The organism is Pseudoalteromonas undina, from assembly GCF_000238275.3.
GTDB lineage: Bacteria > Pseudomonadota > Gammaproteobacteria > Enterobacterales > Alteromonadaceae > Pseudoalteromonas > Pseudoalteromonas undina.
The window spans coordinates 105880-122942 of sequence record NZ_AHCF03000004.1; the positions used below are offsets into that span (position 1 = coordinate 105880).

Annotated in this window: 12 protein-coding genes; 4 read left to right on the plus strand and 8 right to left on the minus strand. The window is 39.5% G+C overall.

Annotation, left to right across the window (positions count from 1 at the left end):
* Window positions 1-72 precede the first annotated feature (72 nt).
* Both PUND_RS15570 and PUND_RS15575 read left to right on the plus strand, forming a co-directional pair.
* Complete coding sequence (locus PUND_RS15570; protein WP_010388682.1) at window positions 73-774, plus strand: nuclear transport factor 2 family protein; 702 nt, start codon at window positions 73-75, stop codon at window positions 772-774.
* A 9-nt stretch (window positions 775-783) separates the two neighbouring features.
* Entirely contained in the window at window positions 784-1104 is a 321-nt protein-coding gene (locus PUND_RS15575; RefSeq protein ID WP_008112665.1) for a hypothetical protein, read from the plus strand.
* 12 nt (window positions 1105-1116) lie between these two features.
* Here PUND_RS15575 and PUND_RS15580 read toward each other — a convergent pair whose 3' ends face one another.
* A complete protein-coding gene (locus PUND_RS15580) occupies window positions 1117-1998 on the minus strand; it encodes a tetratricopeptide repeat protein (protein WP_010388681.1) in 882 nt (293 codons plus the stop codon).
* Window positions 1999-2639: 641 nt separating this feature from the next.
* Here PUND_RS15580 and katG point away from each other — a divergent pair.
* Window positions 2640-4820, plus strand: coding sequence for a catalase/peroxidase HPI (gene katG / locus PUND_RS15585; protein WP_010388680.1), 2181 nt, complete (start codon window positions 2640-2642; stop codon window positions 4818-4820).
* A 446-nt stretch (window positions 4821-5266) separates the two neighbouring features.
* Here katG and PUND_RS15590 read toward each other — a convergent pair whose 3' ends face one another.
* The 4 genes from PUND_RS15590 to PUND_RS15605 all read right to left on the minus strand — a co-directional run bounded on the left by PUND_RS15590 (window position 5267) and on the right by PUND_RS15605 (window position 10240).
* Entirely contained in the window at window positions 5267-6868 is a 1602-nt protein-coding gene (locus tag PUND_RS15590; RefSeq protein WP_010389550.1) for an ABC-F family ATPase, read from the minus strand.
* A 143-nt stretch (window positions 6869-7011) separates the two neighbouring features.
* The gene (locus tag PUND_RS15595; RefSeq protein ID WP_010389548.1) at window positions 7012-7746 is read right to left on the minus strand and encodes a substrate-binding periplasmic protein; all 735 of its coding nucleotides are present in this window, start codon (window positions 7744-7746) and stop codon (window positions 7012-7014) included.
* Between the two features lie 116 nt (window positions 7747-7862).
* Window positions 7863-9374, minus strand: coding sequence for an ABC transporter substrate-binding protein (locus PUND_RS15600; RefSeq protein ID WP_010389547.1), 1512 nt, complete (start codon window positions 9372-9374; stop codon window positions 7863-7865).
* A gap of 35 nt (window positions 9375-9409) precedes the next feature.
* Window positions 9410-10240, minus strand: coding sequence for a substrate-binding periplasmic protein (locus PUND_RS15605; protein WP_240539525.1), 831 nt, complete (start codon window positions 10238-10240; stop codon window positions 9410-9412).
* A 469-nt stretch (window positions 10241-10709) separates the two neighbouring features.
* On the opposite strand from PUND_RS15605, the gene PUND_RS15610 reads away from it, so the two are divergent.
* Entirely contained in the window at window positions 10710-11831 is a 1122-nt protein-coding gene (locus tag PUND_RS15610; RefSeq protein WP_010389544.1) for a cysteine desulfurase family protein, read from the plus strand.
* Window positions 11832-11841: 10 nt separating this feature from the next.
* Here PUND_RS15610 and PUND_RS15615 read toward each other — a convergent pair whose 3' ends face one another.
* From PUND_RS15615 to PUND_RS15625, 3 genes are read right to left on the minus strand one after another with little or no spacing between them, the layout of a single operon-like run.
* Complete coding sequence (locus PUND_RS15615; protein ID WP_008465183.1) at window positions 11842-12738, minus strand: phosphoadenosine phosphosulfate reductase family protein; 897 nt, start codon at window positions 12736-12738, stop codon at window positions 11842-11844.
* Window positions 12722-16120 carry a hypothetical protein gene (locus PUND_RS15620; protein WP_010389542.1) on the minus strand — a complete coding sequence of 1133 codons (3399 nt, stop codon included), beginning with the start codon at window positions 16118-16120 and terminating at the stop codon, window positions 12722-12724. Before PUND_RS15620 ends, PUND_RS15615 begins: the two co-directional genes overlap by 17 nt.
* Window positions 16113-17048: a DUF4007 family protein gene (locus tag PUND_RS15625; RefSeq protein ID WP_010389541.1), complete on the minus strand. Its 936-nt coding sequence runs from the start codon at window positions 17046-17048 to the stop codon at window positions 16113-16115. Before PUND_RS15625 ends, PUND_RS15620 begins: the two co-directional genes overlap by 8 nt.
* Between the last annotated feature and the right edge of the window lie 15 nt (window positions 17049-17063).

A 17063-nucleotide genomic window follows, 5' to 3' on the forward strand; every position in this document is an offset into this window, starting at 1 on the left:
TAACTATCTCAGAGGCCTAAAATTTGCTATGTTGCGCTTTAATTGTATTTAGTCTTCGTACTTAGGAAATCCATGAAATCTTTATTTATTATTTGTGCCTGTTTATTGGCCGCTTTCACGTTAAATAGTCATGCTATAGAGCAATCAACACCGCTGGACGAGACTAAACAAACACAGCAAAAAAATGCAGCGCAACAACAAGACGCGCTTGATACATTAAGCCAAGAGGCTAATACACCAAAAAAGCCGGTTGTTGAGAAAGTAAAAGCAGATGACTCTCAAGTACTTGGCAGCGAATCTACAAAGCCCGTTCAGCAGCCTAATAGTAAAGCGGATAAAGCCCAGGCTGTTGCGCAAGCTGAGCAAGCAGTCACACAAGCAAAAGAAGCACTCACAGCAAAGCAACAAGCCAAAGCAAAACAGTCGCGTGAGTCACTTGCTGTTGTTGAGCAATTAGTAAATGCTTACAACGCGCGTAACATTGAAGAATTTATTCGCATGTATGATGAAGATGTTGAGTTTTATATTTTCCCGAATGAGCTATTATTTAAAGGTAAAGAAAAACTAATAGCGCGTTATGGCATTATGTTTAAAAAACTTAAGTGTCTGCACTCATCACCAATCAAGCGTATTGTGCATGGTGATATTGTAATAGACCATGAACCGTCAGAAACCTGTTCAACGGATGCGAACGTTATAGATAAACGTTCAGAGCTTATATCAAGTTATCAGATCAAAGATGGTAAAGTGGTTAGGGTTTTATTTTTTAGGTAATTATTAATTATGCAGCTAAGTGACGAGAAAAAAATTCGTGTAATGTATCGAGTAGAGCCAGGTTGTTTAGGCCCTGATGGCGTAGACCACATTGAAGACTTTTGTCGCTTTGCGAACAAGCACATTAAATCGCCTTATTATGCGCAGTTATTATTTTTACCTCGATACGACAAGCAAAAAGATGAGCGCCAATACAGCGTTAAAAACCGCAATTTATCTCAGGTGCAGGCTAAAGCGTACTTAAATCATTTTGAAATTGACATAGAAGACTTTGAAGAGCAGCTAGACGAGCTGCTCTCTAAATCAATAGACTTATACTTCAAACGCTAGGGTCAGCAGACCCTAAGCTTCGTTTGAAACAATAGCATTAAAGCTATCGTTATCATGTAGGCTGGCAAAAGCACTTTCGTGAAGTAGCTCGTTTCGTAAGTTAGGCGAGTATTCAAGAGACATTTTTATATCAGCTAGGGCATCTGCATGTTCATGTGTTAAAGCATACGCACAGGCTCTTTGCCAATAGGCGTAACCATAATCACTGTCTATATCAATGGCTTGGTTGCAAAGTTCAATGGCTTGCTCAGTCTCATTTAGCTCTAATAATGCATCCGCTTTGTAGGCAATGGCTTCTACATCTTCTGGTTTACGTTTTAAAATTTCATCGAATATTTCAATTTTATTGGCAATATCACTTTCTAGGTTGGCTCGCATCCATAGCGAATGAACTTCGTTGGTGATTGATATACGTTCTTGGTTACTGAGTATTTCTTCAGAACGTACACGCAGTTTTTCTTCTAAAATTTTCAAGCGGTCTTCGTATTCGTCAGTAATAACACTAACTCGAGTATTTACTATATCTTCCACTTTATTTTTTACATCACGTAGTGAATTCCAGCCCACCAATACTAAAATAGAAGCGGTTGCAGTAATAATAAAAAATACATTATTAATCGTGTCGGTTGTGTAAGTCAGCGCCCGATCGGCGGTGTCTAACTGTGCATGCGTAACTTGTTTGGTCACGTCTTCACGCAGTTTTTGTTGATCTTGGCGAACCGACTTTAATTCGTCGAGAATATAACGCTCAAGTAATGGCTTATACATTGGCTCTTTTAGCTGCGCTAATTCACGTTGCTGTTGCTCATCCAAGGTCGCGGTGTTTTTATCAGCAGCTTGCACTACAGATGAAGCACCTATAAAAACAATAAATAGTAAAAAATAAAAACGCATTGATATGCCTAGTTAAAAAATTAATTAATCGCTTTGTTAACTCTAACATGCGCACATCATTGGTACTAGGGTGAGTATAGGGAAGCTGGTATTAACTTGAGTAGCAGTAATTATAGGCAAAAAAAACCAGCCCAAGGTGGGCTGGAAAAAACTACATCAACATCTCAGGGAACAATAGGAGATAAAGCCTAGTGTATATGTGCCTACCTGAATTTTTACTTAACTAAATTCAAATAGTTAAAAATAGGGAAGAAATAAAGGTGCATAAATAGTTTATACACCTTTTATAACTATAATTTCATGGCGAAGGGGGGTATTCCACTGTGCACTTAAGAGAACCTAAGTCACTTTCAAACCCTTCAGCATACATTACGTGGCTATTTTTAATAACGATCATCTATTTTATAAAAAGTTTTAATATTAAGCACTCAACTGGCAGCACCATCATATTTATAAATGATTGTAATCGTTTTAAAGCATCGTCTTACTCTAGCGTATCAAAGCCGCTACACGTATATTGAATAAGCAGAGACCGTACACGTCATTAATATAATGGCAAAAAAATAACAGCGCTCCCACTTGGTGAATGCCAAAAGCAGTAAGCATGGGCGTTTTTATTTATATTTAAAAAGGAGCTCAATATGGATAATCATAAAGCGGGTAAATGCCCAGTTATGCATGGCAGTAATACCACAACAGAAAACACCAATACAGATTGGTGGCCAAATTCACTGAATTTAGACATCCTTCATCAGCACGATAGTAAAACTACCCCCTACGATAGCGACTTTAATTACGCCGACGCGTTTAATTCACTCGACTTAGAGGCACTTAAAACCGACCTAAAAAATTTAATGACTCAAAGCCAACCGTGGTGGCCAGCCGATTGGGGGCACTATGGTGGCCTGATGATCCGTATGGCGTGGCATGCTGCGGGCTCGTATCGTTTAGCGGATGGCCGAGGCGGTGGCGGTACGGGTAATCAACGTTTTGCTCCACTTAACTCATGGCCCGATAATGCCAACCTCGACAAAGCTCGCCGTTTGTTGTGGCCAATTAAAAAGAAATACGGCAATAAGCTTTCATGGGCTGATCTGATGATTTTAGCCGGTAATATGGCGTATGAATCAATGGGACTTAAAACCTTTGGCTTTGCTGGCGGCCGTGAAGATATTTGGCACCCAGAAAAAGACGTTTACTGGGGCGCAGAAAAAGAATGGCTGGCCCCAAGTGATGAGCGATATACCCAGGTTGATAAACCCGACACCATGGAAAACCCATTAGCAGCAGTACAAATGGGCTTAATTTATGTAAACCCAGAAGGGGTTAATGGCAAGCCCGATCCACTTAAAACCGCAGATCAAGTTCGCGAAACCTTTGCCCGCATGGCCATGAACGACGAAGAAACTGCAGCACTCACCGTTGGTGGCCACACTGTAGGTAAAACTCACGGTAATGGTAAAGAAGAAAACTTAGGCCCTGAGCCAGAAGCTGCCGACGTGCATGAGCAAGGTCTAGGTTGGAATAACCATAAAACGCGTGGCATTGGCCGCGATACCATGACCTCAGGTATTGAGGGCGCATGGACAACTTACCCAACTAAATGGGATAACGGCTATTGTAAATTGTTGCTCAATTACGAATGGGAGCTAACAAAAAGCCCTGCCGGTGCTCATCAGTGGGAGCCGGTTAATATTAAAGAAGAAGATAAACCCGTTGATGTGGAAGACTCATCAATTCGTTTAAACCCAATAATGACCGATGCCGACATGGCAATGAAGCTCGATCCCGCATATCGTAAAATTATTGAGCGTTTTAATGACGATTTTGAGTACTTTACTGACGTATTTGCTCGCGCATGGTTTAAGTTAACCCACCGTGATTTAGGGCCAAAATCGCGCTATTTAGGTGCCGATGTACCAAGCGAAGATTTAATCTGGCAAGATCCAATTCCAACGGTTGATTACACCTTAAGCGACGCTGAAATAACCGACTTAAAAGCGAAGCTACTCAATTGTGGATTAAGTGAAACCGACTTAATTAATACCGCATGGGACAGTGCACGTACTTATAGAGGCTCCGATCACCGTGGTGGTGCTAATGGCGCCCGTATTCGCCTAGCTCCGCAAAATAACTGGCAAGGTAACGAACCTGCGCGTTTAGCCAAGGTACTTAGCGCACTTGAAACACTGCAAGCGAGCTTAACTAAGCCTGTTAGTATGGCTGATTTAATTGTACTTGGCGGCACCGCTGCAGTAGAGCAAGCCGCTAAAAAGGCCGGGGTTGATGTAACCGTACCATTTGCCCCAGGGCGTGGCGATGCAACTGATGATATGACCGACGCCGAGTCATTCGAGCCATTAGAGCCAATTCATGATGGCTTTAGAAACTGGTTGAAAAAAGACTACGCTGTATCCGCCGAGGAGCTATTACTGGAGCGCAGCCAATTAATGAGCTTAACCGCGCCAGAAATGAGCGTGTTACTAGCTGGTATGCGCGTACTGGGCACTAACTATGGCAATAGTGAGCATGGCGTATTTACCGACAACGTAGGCGTACTGAGTAACGACTTCTTTGTTAATTTAACTGACATGAACAACCGCTGGGAACCTGCAAGCAAAGGCGAGTACAACATAGTTGATCGTGCAAGCGGTAAAACTAAATACACGGCTACGCGGGTTGATTTAGTGTTTGGTTCAAACTCAATCCTACGTGCATTAGCAGAGTTTTATGCTCAAGACGATAACAAAACCCGTTTTGTACACGACTTTATAAATGCATGGGTAAAAGTAATGAACGCCGATAGGTTTGATATTAAATAAACCTGAGTAATATTTAAAAAGGAGCAGTAATGCTCCTTTTTTTATTATTTAAAGGCTAAAGGCTAAAGGTGAAAGGTTACGAGCTGTGGGCAACGGGCAACGGGCAACGGGCTGCGAGGCGCGAGCTAGTGCTAAAATCTGAAACCTTTATCCTTTAACCTACTCTTTCAGCGCAGCGCCTCATAGCCCTCTTTGTGCATAATTCACTAAAAAATTATTTGCACAAACAGCAAAGAATGGGTGCAAATGAGCAAAAAAACACAGCCTTTCTTTACTCTTTTATAAATAAACTACCAAGCACAATTCTGCCGAACCCCGAACCCCGAACCCCGAACCCCGAACCCCGAACCCCGAACCCCGAACCCCGAACCCCGAAATACAGACACAAAAAAAACGGCGCTTAAACAAGCACCGCTTTTAAAATGGTTTAACCTTTAACCTAGCTCTTAAGCTACTTTATTTTCTTCGCAGCTTGCCAGGTATTCGTCAAACGTACCTTGAAAGTCAATCACTTGCTTGTCTTTAATATCAACAATACGCGTTGCTAGTGACGATACAAACTCACGGTCATGGCTTACAAAAATAAGCGTGCCTTTAAAGTCTTTTAGCGCATTGTTAAGCGCTTCAATGGCTTCCATATCCATGTGGTTTGTTGGTTCATCCATTATTAGTACGTTAACGTCTTGCATCATTAACTTACCAAATAACAAACGGTTTTTCTCACCACCTGAACAGTTACGCGCTTTCTTATTTGAATCGTCTGCGGTAAACAATAAACGCCCTAACATGCCACGAACCATTAAATCGTTGTGTTTAGCTGTGCGCCACTGCGACATCCAATCAAATAAAGTTAAGTCGTTATCAAAGTCTTTGCTGCTGTCTTGTGGGCAGTAACCAAAGGTCGCGTTTTCTGACCATTTAACTTCACCGTGTAAACTTTCAAGCTCGTTAACTAAACAACGTAAAAAGGTGGTTTTACCCACACCGTTTTCGCCAATTACCGCAAGCTTTGCACCCGCTTCTAGCAATAAGTCGCCGCCGGTAAATAATGTTTCACCGTCAAACCCATGGCCAAGCTTGGTTAGCTCAAGCGCTTGGCGATACATTTTTTTGCCTTCGTCAAAGCTCAGTGACGGGCTCATACGGCTTGATGCTTTAACTTCATCAAGCTTAATTTTGTCCATTTTTTTAGCACGCGAGCTGGCTTGTTTTGCTTTAGAGGCGTTAGCACCAAAACGGTTAACAAAGTCTTGCAGCTCGTCTATTTCAGCGCTTTTTTTCGCGTTTTCAGCTAATAACTGCTCGCGCTGTAAGCCTGAGGCTTCAAGGTACTTTTCGTAGTTACCTGGGTAAATACGCAGCTCGCCGTAATCAATATCGGCCATGTGCGTACATACCGAGTTTAAAAAGTGACGGTCATGGGAAATAATAATCATGGTACATTTACGTTGGTTAAGCTCATTCGCAAGCCACGTAATAGTATGAATATCCAAGTTATTGGTTGGCTCATCAAGTAGCAAAATATCAGGATTAGCAAATAGCGCCTGTGCTAAAAGCACACGCAATTTCCAACCAGGGGCTACGTTTGCCATTAAACCATAATGAAATTCTTTATCGATACCCGCATCAAGTAGTATTTCTTCTGCGCGGCTTTCTGCGGTGTAACCGTCCATTTCAGCAAAAACGCTTTCAAGCTCGGCCACTTTCATGCCGTCTTCTTCGCTCATTTCAGGCAACGAATAAATACGGTCGCGCTCTTGTTTTACTTTCCAAAGCTCAACGTCGCCCATAATTACCGCGTCAACTACGCTGTATTGCTCAAACGCAAACTGATCTTGGCTTAGGTTACCTAATTTTAGCCCCGGCGTAATAGACACATTACCTGCACTAGGCGTAAGCGCACCGCTTAAAATTTTCATAAATGTCGACTTGCCGCAGCCGTTAGCGCCAATTAAACCGTAACGGTTACCGTTACCAAATTTAGCTGAAATGTTTTCAAACAACGGCTCTGCGCCAAACTGCATCGTAATATTTGCGGTGGAGATCAAAAAAAGTAATCCTAGAAAATTAATGGCAGGGTTAAGCTGCAGCAAGGTGCCGCATAAATAAACAAGCGATAGAGTAAATAATAGGCCGCGAATTATACAGATCCACGCCCAAAGATGAAAGGTAAAAGAATAAAGCTTAAAAGCTATAACAGCTGATAAATAGCGTGTATGTTGCTTTTATTTTGCTTAATTAACTCATTTATAGTTTGTAACTCGGCTTGGTTAATAGACTTTTTACTCAACATTAAATGAATAGAACTCTTATTAATAGCCGCCATACTAGTAACAAGCTCAATGCTTGGGTGTTGGTTTAAAAAATATTGTGCTGCTACTTCGTCTTCTATTGCGTAATCCACTCTGTTTTTACTAAGCATTGCAAAGCGTTTATCGGCTGTGGGCATCATAATAACGTGAGCAGGATGATTTTGTTTAAACTGCGCAAATGCAGCGCCATAATAACTACCGCGACCAGTAGCGAGAGTTAAATCTCTATAAAAAATATCGCTTAGGTTATTTATATCAGGAGAGTCGCTATATTTATAAAGGCGCATTATTTCATCGCGATAAGTATCGCTAAAATAGGCATAACTTTGTCTATCAGGGGTTATGCTGGCTGCAAAAACAATATCAATACGGCCTTCTTTTAACTCTTCAAAAGCACGAGCAGAGGTAGGCAGCAACATAAACTTTAAACAAAAAGGTGAGCCGTTAAAAATCGTATTTACCACATCAATTTCAACGCCTGTTAAATTGTTATTAACTGCCACCACATAAGGCGGCCAGTTGCGTTCATTAGTACCCACTTTAAGTGTTTTGGCACAGGCAAATACCTTAAAACTACCAATTATTAGTAATACAACAAAAGCGAGTCTTAGCATTTTATTACTCTAAAGAATGACTACAACTAAGTATACACTAGCTGGCAGATTTATCCCGCTTGTAATAAATAAAGAGCGCGCAGTGCAGGTAGCCCAGTAAAAACAAATGCGGGGGCTTAAGGGGTTGCAACTAAGCCTAACGACGCTCGATAAGCCTTTAATTGTTTTTCACGGCCAATTTCATCGGTTAACTTATTCCAGCCGGTTTCAATGTTTTCAACCGTTTGGTCTACGGTTTGGTTATGCCTTAGGTATTTAGCTACTTCCGTGTCGAGTATGTCTCTAAAGTAACGGTTGTTTTCAAAAATTCTTAAATCCAGAATAATATTGGCATTATTTACCGTTTTAGAAATAGAGCCTAAATAAAAGCGAAGGGTATTTTCACTCATGCCTTGCTTAAGCCAGCTTTGCTGATTAACCAATTGAGAGGTACGATACGGATTCATGCCCGTGGCCCCTATGGTTACATCTTCATTAGATTGCAAAGGCTGAGTAACATACGACAAGTACTCATAAGCGAGCTTTTTTTTGCCAGCAGTGCTGGCGCGGTTTATTGAGCCTACCCAACCACCAAATGCAGCATAAGGCGCATAGTTAATATCGCCCATGGCAAATGGGCAAAGGGTAGAGTTACATCGCTCAAGCTGGTTTGTTTTACGATTTAATACCTCGGTTGACCCCGGTAATATACTTACCCCCGTTTTGTTTTTTACTTTAGATTCGGGTAATACGGTCATGGTGCCAATATCGCCCCATTCAATAGCTAAAGCGCAGCGCCCATTAATAAACGCATACCTTACATCGTTAGTGTCAAAGTTAAGTTCATCGGCAGAGCCAAATTCGGTGGTTTGTTTATAAATTTGTAAGGCTTTTTTAAATGCCGCGTTATTCACTAACGGCGCCATGGTTTTGGTGTTAAAAAATATCCCCTGCGACGTGCCTTTACTTTGCAAAAAACTACCCGCAATAGATAGCAGCGACCAATACGACTGTTCATTGGCTTTTTTAGAAATGCACGAGCCAAAATCACCTTCGCCATCCCCATTCATATCAACCCCATGTAATTGCTTAGCAATAGCAAGGTAATCATCCCAGGTTCTGGGTGGGGTTAGGCCATACTTTTTAAGTACATCGAGGCGGTAATATAGTAAGTGTATATCGCCATCGAGGGGGATAGAGTAAATTTGACCATTATATTTAGAGCTAAAATCTCTAAAAAAGCGCGATACATCATTCCATTGAATTAGAGGGTCGGCACTTACGTAGGTGTCTAGGTGCTCTAGGTAATTGTTTTGTGCAAAATCAACCATCCACTGCGATGCATAAGCAATAATATCGTACTGGCTGGTTGGCGAGCTTAAATCTTTACTTATTTCATTATATAACTGACCAAAAGGCACCTTGGTTACATTAACTTTAATACCGGTTTGCTGTTCAAACTCTAAGCCCCTTTGTATTAGTGGCTTGCTAATAATAGTGCCTAAATCAACCGTAAGTACATTAAGTTGGGTGTTTGCGTGAAGCACTGTACTGGGTTGGCTTTCTATTTTAGAGAGAGGCAGGTTACTTTGTGCAACGCATTGAAAAACAAAAATTAAGCTTATAACTAAAGCAAATACAACTCTCATAAAAAACTCAACCACAGCAATATGTAATTACTACTCTAGTCTATATTTTGTGGAAAGGGAAAAGGCAGGTAGTTGTAAGCAATAAAAAGCGCTTCTAGCTCACCACTGGCAAGTAACTTAGCAAAACCAGCATCAAAAATTTGTGCTAACTCGCGGCCTTTAGCGTTATCGGTAAAGGCAATGTATTGCTTTATTGGAACTATGTTTTCAATTTGGTACTGCTGTGGGTCAAAGTTTATTGTTGATAACTCAGCGGCATTAGCAATCAAGGTTTGCTGCAGCGCTTTACGGCTATCTAAAAAGAAATCAAGCCTATCGAGCTTGAGCATTTTAACGCCCTCAATCCGCTGAGTAACCTGTTGTAAATCAATCGGCACGTACAAATAATTATTGTAGTTAGATCCCCTTAATGTGCCTACCGAGCGGTTTTGTAACGAATACTCACCTTGCCAATTTTTAAATCGGCCTTTTTTAAACATCGCCGACACAAAAGTAATATCGTAATGCCAAACCGGAAAGTACAACCCCTCCACCTCATTTTGCCTTGCACTTAACATAGCATCGGCATTGCCGTTAGCCGTCCACCAATAAGCACGCGACTGAGGCACAATCATAATATTGAGCTCAATCGACTGCGCAGCAAAAATTTTAGTCAGCATATCAACGTAAAGGCCAGAGCCGTCTTTTTCTACCAGCCCGTCAATGGTGTCGGTAGCCAGTACAATTTTTTTAATATCGCTCGACGCCCAACCACTGCTAGGCACGCCTAAACAAAGCGCTAAAAGTATAGCTAAAAACCACCTAACCCTAACATTCATTGAAAGTAACACCTCGGTACTTAAACACAGCCACACTAGCCAATACATTTTTTATACTAGTAAGCGCTGAAGAGCGATCTTATGAGTAAACATAGCACACCTCGCTGACCAATAAATGAACGGTGCAATACGTGTTCATACTATTACACTGAAGGGTAAATAACAGCCATGTTTTTAGTGTGGATTAAGGTAAGTGTTTAATATCGCGTTGGCGATGGCAACCAGAGAGAGGCTGCCGCCGACCTCTCTCTGGACTCTCTCGGCGCACCCGAGGATCACACTGTGTCCTCAAGCTATAAATTGATGTGAACGTAATCGCCGTGTATTCGCCATCCATGGCGAAGTCACGGCTTAACTTGCATCCATGCAAGTGATTACTCATCAATTTATAGCTTGAGGGTGTGATCACGGGGGAGTTGTAGCGGGTCTTCGCATTATTTTAAAAGTATACTGTTAAAGGGGTTAAGGCCTTATCTCTTTGTGTTATTCTTAAACCCTCAAATGAAGGATTAATTTAATGATATACCTCGATACAGCTGCCTCATATCCAATTTTACCTGAAGTCAAAAAATCACTGATGAATGCATTTGAGAGCTGCTATGCCAACTCTGCTTCTAGCCACTTCTTAGGCGAATCTGCATTAGTCAAGGTCAATGAAGTAAGAGAGCTCTTAGCAGGTGAAATAGGAGCCTTTCCTAGCGAGGTTGTATTCACTAGCGGTGCCACTGAATCTAATAATGTAGCTTTTAAAAGTATGTTATTAGGTGATGAAACCCTCAGGAACAAAAAACACATAGTGATCTCTTCAATTGAACACAAATGCATTTTTGCTATATGCGACTACTTTCAAAATTTAGGGTATGAGATTACGCTTGTTGACCCTGATGAGAATGGCGTTATTAAAGCTGAGAATGTTAAAGCTGCTGTAAGAGAGGATACGGCTCTCGTATCTATAATGCATGTTAATAATGAGCTAGGGACAATTAACCCGATCAGCGAAATTGGGGAATTTTGCTTTTCAAAAGGTATTTTATTTCACTCAGATGCAGCTCAAAGTTTTTGTAAAACAGAAATTGACGTTGATGATATGAATGTTGATGTAATGTCATTCTCTGCGCACAAAGTTGGTGGACCTAAAGGAATTGGTGCTGTTTACATTCGCGACCTTAGAAAACGAAACTTATTACCTGTTATACATGGAGCAGGACAAGAAGAGGGTTTGCGAGGTGGAACAGTCGCAACACCGTTAATTATTGGTTTTGGTAAAGCTATTGAAGTGTTTCAAGAGGCGTATAGTTATTTTAAAAATGAAGATCCAAAATCTTATTTTTTGAAAAAGTTAAATGAAAATAAAATTGAACATACTGTAAATGGTAACGGTAGCACGCTACCCCATATCCTTTCCCTGTCCTTACAGAAAGCTAATGTAAGCTTACTAGTACGTGATAATGAAAATTCTCTGTGCCTTGCTCAAGGCTCAGCTTGTTCCTCGAAAGAAATAGAAGCTTCACATGTTTTAACTGCTTTAGGCTTATCTAGAGAACAGGCAGAGCATACGTTTAGAATTAGCTTTACTCATGAAATTACTTGTAAAGACATTGATTTTTTAGTTCAAGCTATAAAAAAAGCGGCTATTTAGCCGCTTCGTATTATTTATAACATGTCACACAGGCTCCACCGCCTTCTGCTTCGTCATAAATATCATCTAGCTCGTTAAACTCACAATAACCTTCAAAGTCACCTAATAGCGCATTACGGCGTTTTTTCTTGTTAAAGCGAGCAACTTTTTTCTCGTGATTTTCAATAATACGTTTTTGTACTGCAGGGTCTTCTAATGTTTCTAATGGCTGACCTTGGCCCATCCAGTAAAAACGTTCACCAACGGTCGTATTATTGTCATCGCCTTTTTCAAAAGCTTTTGCTTCTTCAAACAAGTCAGGGTGCTTTTCCATGAGCTTAACCCATTCAATCTTTCTCTGATAAAAACAAAATGTACATCCAGAGCGAGAGCGCCATTTGTAATATTCCGGCAATTCTAAACCGTTTCGCTGTAATATATTCTCTATATCACTTCTTACTATGCCATGCTCCCTAAATGGAAAAACTGATTCGATTGGTTTTTCAATTGTCATGTAGCCAACACGTTCAGGTTCATCTGCTCTTATGCCAACATAGTTCTTTATTTTGTAACCATCTTTAATAAAGCTATCTAACCACTGTTCAAATGGTTTTAACTTCATCTGAACAGTACACCACCGATCTCTTTGAGAAGGTAAGTAATTACCATGCTCTTTTAATAAATGGGCAAAATCTTTCTCGCCACGCCCCTCTATATTATTTAAAGAGCGGGCATTTAAGCGATGAATATATCCTAACTTTTCTTCAAGTTGGTCAATAAATTCATTAGTTTCTGGAAGCTCATAGCCTGTATCAGTAAAAAAGTACTCAACATCCAACTCTGGATAAGTTTCTTTAACAAATAGTGCTAAAGCACTACTATCTTTACCACCTGAGAGGCCTAACACATGTTTAACTTTTTCCGTCATCTGGTACCTCAGCTTCTGTTTGATCCATCAAATTAGTTAATAGGTTTGTGAGTGCAGCAAGTTGCTTTTCTTTAGGCATTGCGGCAATAGAAGTCTGGATGCTATTAACTGCATTTTTTACTTCTTTATCATTGTTAAGATCATGTCTAATGAACCCACCAAACTCTTGGTGGTTACCATCATTGTCCGTAGTGATAAATGCCAATGGCTTGGAATTACCTCGAGTTTGAATATTACCAAATGATTCAATGCGTCTAAACTGTACACATAAGTTTTGTAGTTCATCTAAACCGTTACGAAGGTGTTTATCAGTCCAATTACGTTCTGGTGTTCCTGCAGCTAAATTAATAATAAACTCAAACTTAGTTTTACCATCTATGTGCTGTGAAATACGTTTAGCAAGTTCTTTCACATTAGGGCGCTTTGCAACTTTTTCAACAAAATCACATCGTTCCTTTAATGCCTGATTAAAATCTTCACCTAGCATTTGAATAATAATCTGCTTAAAACCGGTTAGTAAAATATCGTGCTGAGCACTTAAATCTTCGATCGCAGTTTTAAGGTATTGGCCCAGTTTTTCTTCGACTTCAACATCGTCTTCCTTAAAGCCAAATACCGCAGGTAGATCATCTAAAATAAGCTTATAAGGGTCGTTGGCAGCAATAACTTTATTTCTGAAATCACGGGCTTGCTTTGTTAAGCCATTACCTTCATCACCAGTAAAACTTTCACCGCTGGTTTTTTTTACCCATGTTGGTAACTTATGAACTATCCCCACAATATGCTTAGCTATGTTTAATATTGCAGCGTCATTTTTAACTTCGCCAAGTGTTGCTTGGGCTAAGTTATCTAGCAAGTGGCTTTGTATTTCAGATATTTCAAAATATCGAACACCAGCTTCATTCGGATGCTTATAAATTTTATTAACTAACTCTTCATCTAACTCTGGTATAAAAATAAACTGGTTGGTTGAGTCCCAATCATAAAAAGCAACTTGCCCTTCGAGTGATTTTAATAAAGCTAAGCCATAGATACGACATAAACCCGCCGTTAGCCCAAAGGGAGGCAGCATCCAAAAATCATAAAGTTCAGCTAAAGTGACTTGCTTGTTTTTGGAGTTGTTTTTTATAAAATTAAAGCCGCTTTTAAATAACTCATGCATTTCAGGGTTAGCTTTTTGCGATTCCTTACTCCACTCACTTGGGAATAAAAATCCCTCTGAAGTTTTGCAGTGCCAACCTTTACTTTTTAAACAAGATAGGTAAAGGCCCTTTTCAGGTGGAAAGGCTTTTTCATCAAAACCAAGATCTTTTTCATCGCCTTTTTCAAACATGGCATTCATTAACTTACGAATAGCACTGTTTGCACTACCAGAAGGCTTTGAACGGTTCACTAATTCGTTTATTACCACTGGTGATTTGTCAAATAGCTCATTTGCAATTTTTGAGGCGATAGATGTTAAAGGTGCCGTTTCTAACTTTTTACCGCAATGAAACCAGTCTGCATTTTTATATACGTATTGAAGCTCATGATCAACATTCGACTGCGCAAATTTAATACGATTCTCTAGCTCATTTTTTGCAATTAAGTCATGAGCTATTTTTTTCTCATCTTTGAGTATTTGTTTTAAAGCTATTAACTCAATAGCAGCATTTTTAAGGTTTGAAAAGTCTTCAAACTTTCCAACAATACTGAAAGGCATTGCTTCTTCATGAGGTTTAAGTGCTTTAGCAATATCTTCATTCACACATAAAATAAACGTAGCAAATGCTTCTCCCGTTTTAGGTGGGGTAACAAATGGCTTGATAAGAGCAACATCGTATTTGTTTATCAGCTTTGTTGTTGCCCAGCGCATAGTACCGGTTTTATGGTAATGTGCAGTTGCTAATATATTTTGCGGAATATCACATATTTCAGTCCAATCCACACCATAACTTATAGCTTCAATACGTTCGTTGATTAGGCTATTTATATCAATGTCACTACCTTGGAACACAAATAAAGCATCGTGTTTTTGGCGATAAATAACAACTGTCCAAGTTTCTAAGTCAATCAAAGATTGCATTATTTCAGCAGCTTCGTATCCGCGACTGATAAAATATTTTTTTATAAAATCACGCTTAGCATGTAACTGGTGATGGAAACCAAAAATAGTGAGTAGAGCGATTAGTTTAGTAATAGCAGTATGTAGTTCGCCACCTTTTTGTTCAGCTCTATAAATTGCATCGCAACCCTCTAGCCATGCTTTACTATCTTGTGAAGTAACAATTAAATGGTGTAAATTATGGTGTAAATAGTCCCAATACATTTCAGGGCGGTACAAACTTAGCGCTTCATTAAGTTCGCTATATTCTGTTTCTAAAAACTCTCTAAATCCATATTTCTCATGTGACGCTAAAAAGCCGAACAAACTACGCTCATTTTGAGAAAAACGACGACGAGAAACAGGGCCAAGTAATAAGCTAACTATAGGATCTAGCGGTAAGGTATTACTTAATGCATCAATATTTTTGTTTTGATTTGCAAACGCCGAACTTACAACCTCGACCAGCTTTTCATATTTTGATTCTATAGCTTTTACTACTTTTGGGGCTCTAAATATTGAGTCACCTACAAGTACTAAAGATTCATCAATCGAAGGGTTAAAGCTTAAGTCTCTATAGCGGCCTTGAACTTTACTCCATTCTTGCTGTGTTTTTACGTCTTTATTTTTAGCGTAATCAGAGAATGCTTGATGTAAAAAACCAACCAGTAATACAGGGCGTTTTACTTGTTGAACAATATCAGCGAGAGACTGAAATAAATGTAAGTCTTTATTTGCTCGCGATTGATAGTCTAAAGCTTTACCCATTTCATCGAGCAAAATTAAAACGCCGTCTTCGTTATCATTTTGTTTTTGTAAAATAGATTTTATTTTTGCTAAGCACTTATCATCATCAAGAGCGAGTATATCTTCTGCATTAAACTTGATATTAAACGCTTTCAATAAGCTTATTAGAATACTATTTGCGGGGGCTTCAAGGCCACAGACATGCTTAATGGTTTTCCAACCATTAGTAATTTTAAACCTATCATCAAACCCAGTTATTACTTTTTGAGAATTATTAAGCTTGTTTAAAGCGTAACTACGTTGTTCTGAATCTGTAGAAAGCAAGCAAGATAAAAATAAGGCTATAGTCGATTTACCAGAGCCATAAGGGCCCGTGATTGTATAGGCTCTTTGTGTACTGCCCTCAAACTCACGGCTTACAGTATCAAGTACATTAATAGCCGTTCCATGTACGATAAAGTCATCTATAAAGGGGTTTAGGTTAGCACTATCAACATCAATGCGAGTGGAGCTTTTATATCGTTGATTTATTTCAATAATAGATTCAGACATTGGATTTGCCGTAATAGTCATTTAAGTATTTGAAAGTATTGTTTTTTACTGATTCAGATATATTTACTTGTCTTAGCCCTAATGAATCAACCCATGATATTTCTTTTTTAGTATGTTGCTGAGCTTCATCGAGTTTTTGCCCTAGGCCAGCCTCAGATAATCTAAATATTCGGCCAGGTGAACACGGTTTAGTAAGTAACGAATCAAAATCAACAGTGCTCACTTTTGATTCAGTTGTTTCTACTTTAAAGAATTCGAGTAACGCATAGATAAATACTTCAATAGGTAACTCAGGCCTTTCAGTTAAATTACTGACATAAAAAGAGCGGCCGTTATCTTGTAGTAAATTAAGCTCAGCAAGGGGAGAAGTGAAGTGATCTTCATCTATCTTCTTAGCTGTAGACTTAACCTTTTTACTGTACATATTTAAAAAACAATCCATGTCTTTTTTTATAGTCGTAATATTACCAACTTCGCTTTTAACTAGGCGCTTTGCATCTTCATAGCAATCATCGATCAGCTTTGATTTTTCAAAATACTGAACATTAGAGTAATTAAAAAAGTAGCGATAGGCGGTTAGGTGTTCATCATTAAAGTTTAGCCAAAAGTGCAATAACCAAATAGAACCATGCAATTCGAGGTAAGGATCTTTGCCGTTGTCACCAAACAAAAAGTGCCCTTTGTTTTTCGTCACATTATGAAAGGTTTTATTATTTTTTCTGTCGCTTTCTATAATGCCGCTCGACTCAGCCCAATACTGAATAGCTTTAACCATATTTTTACCAACGCCAAGCTCTACGATAGAATGACGAATACTTTCTTCGTCAGAACTTGAAAAATTACCATTTGAATTCAAATGATTAACCGCTTTGAATAGCCATCCATAGCGCAGAGGGAATGTATCGTGACCTGTAAACTTAGCTTTCATTGCTTTTAGAGTTCC

What these genes read in the sequence shown, in the direction of transcription:
- PUND_RS15570 (WP_010388682.1), top strand. Translation starts at nt 73, where the DNA reads ATGAAATCTTTATTTATTATTTGTGCCTGTTTATTGGCCGCTTTCACG.
- PUND_RS15575 (WP_008112665.1), top strand. Translation starts at nt 784, where the DNA reads ATGCAGCTAAGTGACGAGAAAAAAATTCGTGTAATGTATCGAGTAGAG.
- PUND_RS15580 (WP_010388681.1), bottom strand. Translation starts at nt 1,998, where the DNA reads ATGCGTTTTTATTTTTTACTATTTATTGTTTTTATAGGTGCTTCATCT.
- katG (WP_010388680.1), top strand. Translation starts at nt 2,640, where the DNA reads ATGGATAATCATAAAGCGGGTAAATGCCCAGTTATGCATGGCAGTAAT.
- PUND_RS15595 (WP_010389548.1), bottom strand. Translation starts at nt 7,746, where the DNA reads ATGCTAAGACTCGCTTTTGTTGTATTACTAATAATTGGTAGTTTTAAG.
- PUND_RS15600 (WP_010389547.1), bottom strand. Translation starts at nt 9,374, where the DNA reads ATGAGAGTTGTATTTGCTTTAGTTATAAGCTTAATTTTTGTTTTTCAA.
- PUND_RS15605 (WP_240539525.1), bottom strand. Translation starts at nt 10,240, where the DNA reads ATGTATTGGCTAGTGTGGCTGTGTTTAAGTACCGAGGTGTTACTTTCA.
- PUND_RS15610 (WP_010389544.1), top strand. Translation starts at nt 10,710, where the DNA reads ATGATATACCTCGATACAGCTGCCTCATATCCAATTTTACCTGAAGTC.
- PUND_RS15615 (WP_008465183.1), bottom strand. Translation starts at nt 12,738, where the DNA reads ATGACGGAAAAAGTTAAACATGTGTTAGGCCTCTCAGGTGGTAAAGAT.
- PUND_RS15620 (WP_010389542.1), bottom strand. Translation starts at nt 16,120, where the DNA reads ATGTCTGAATCTATTATTGAAATAAATCAACGATATAAAAGCTCCACT.
- PUND_RS15625 (WP_010389541.1), bottom strand. Translation starts at nt 17,048, where the DNA reads ATGAAAGCTAAGTTTACAGGTCACGATACATTCCCTCTGCGCTATGGA.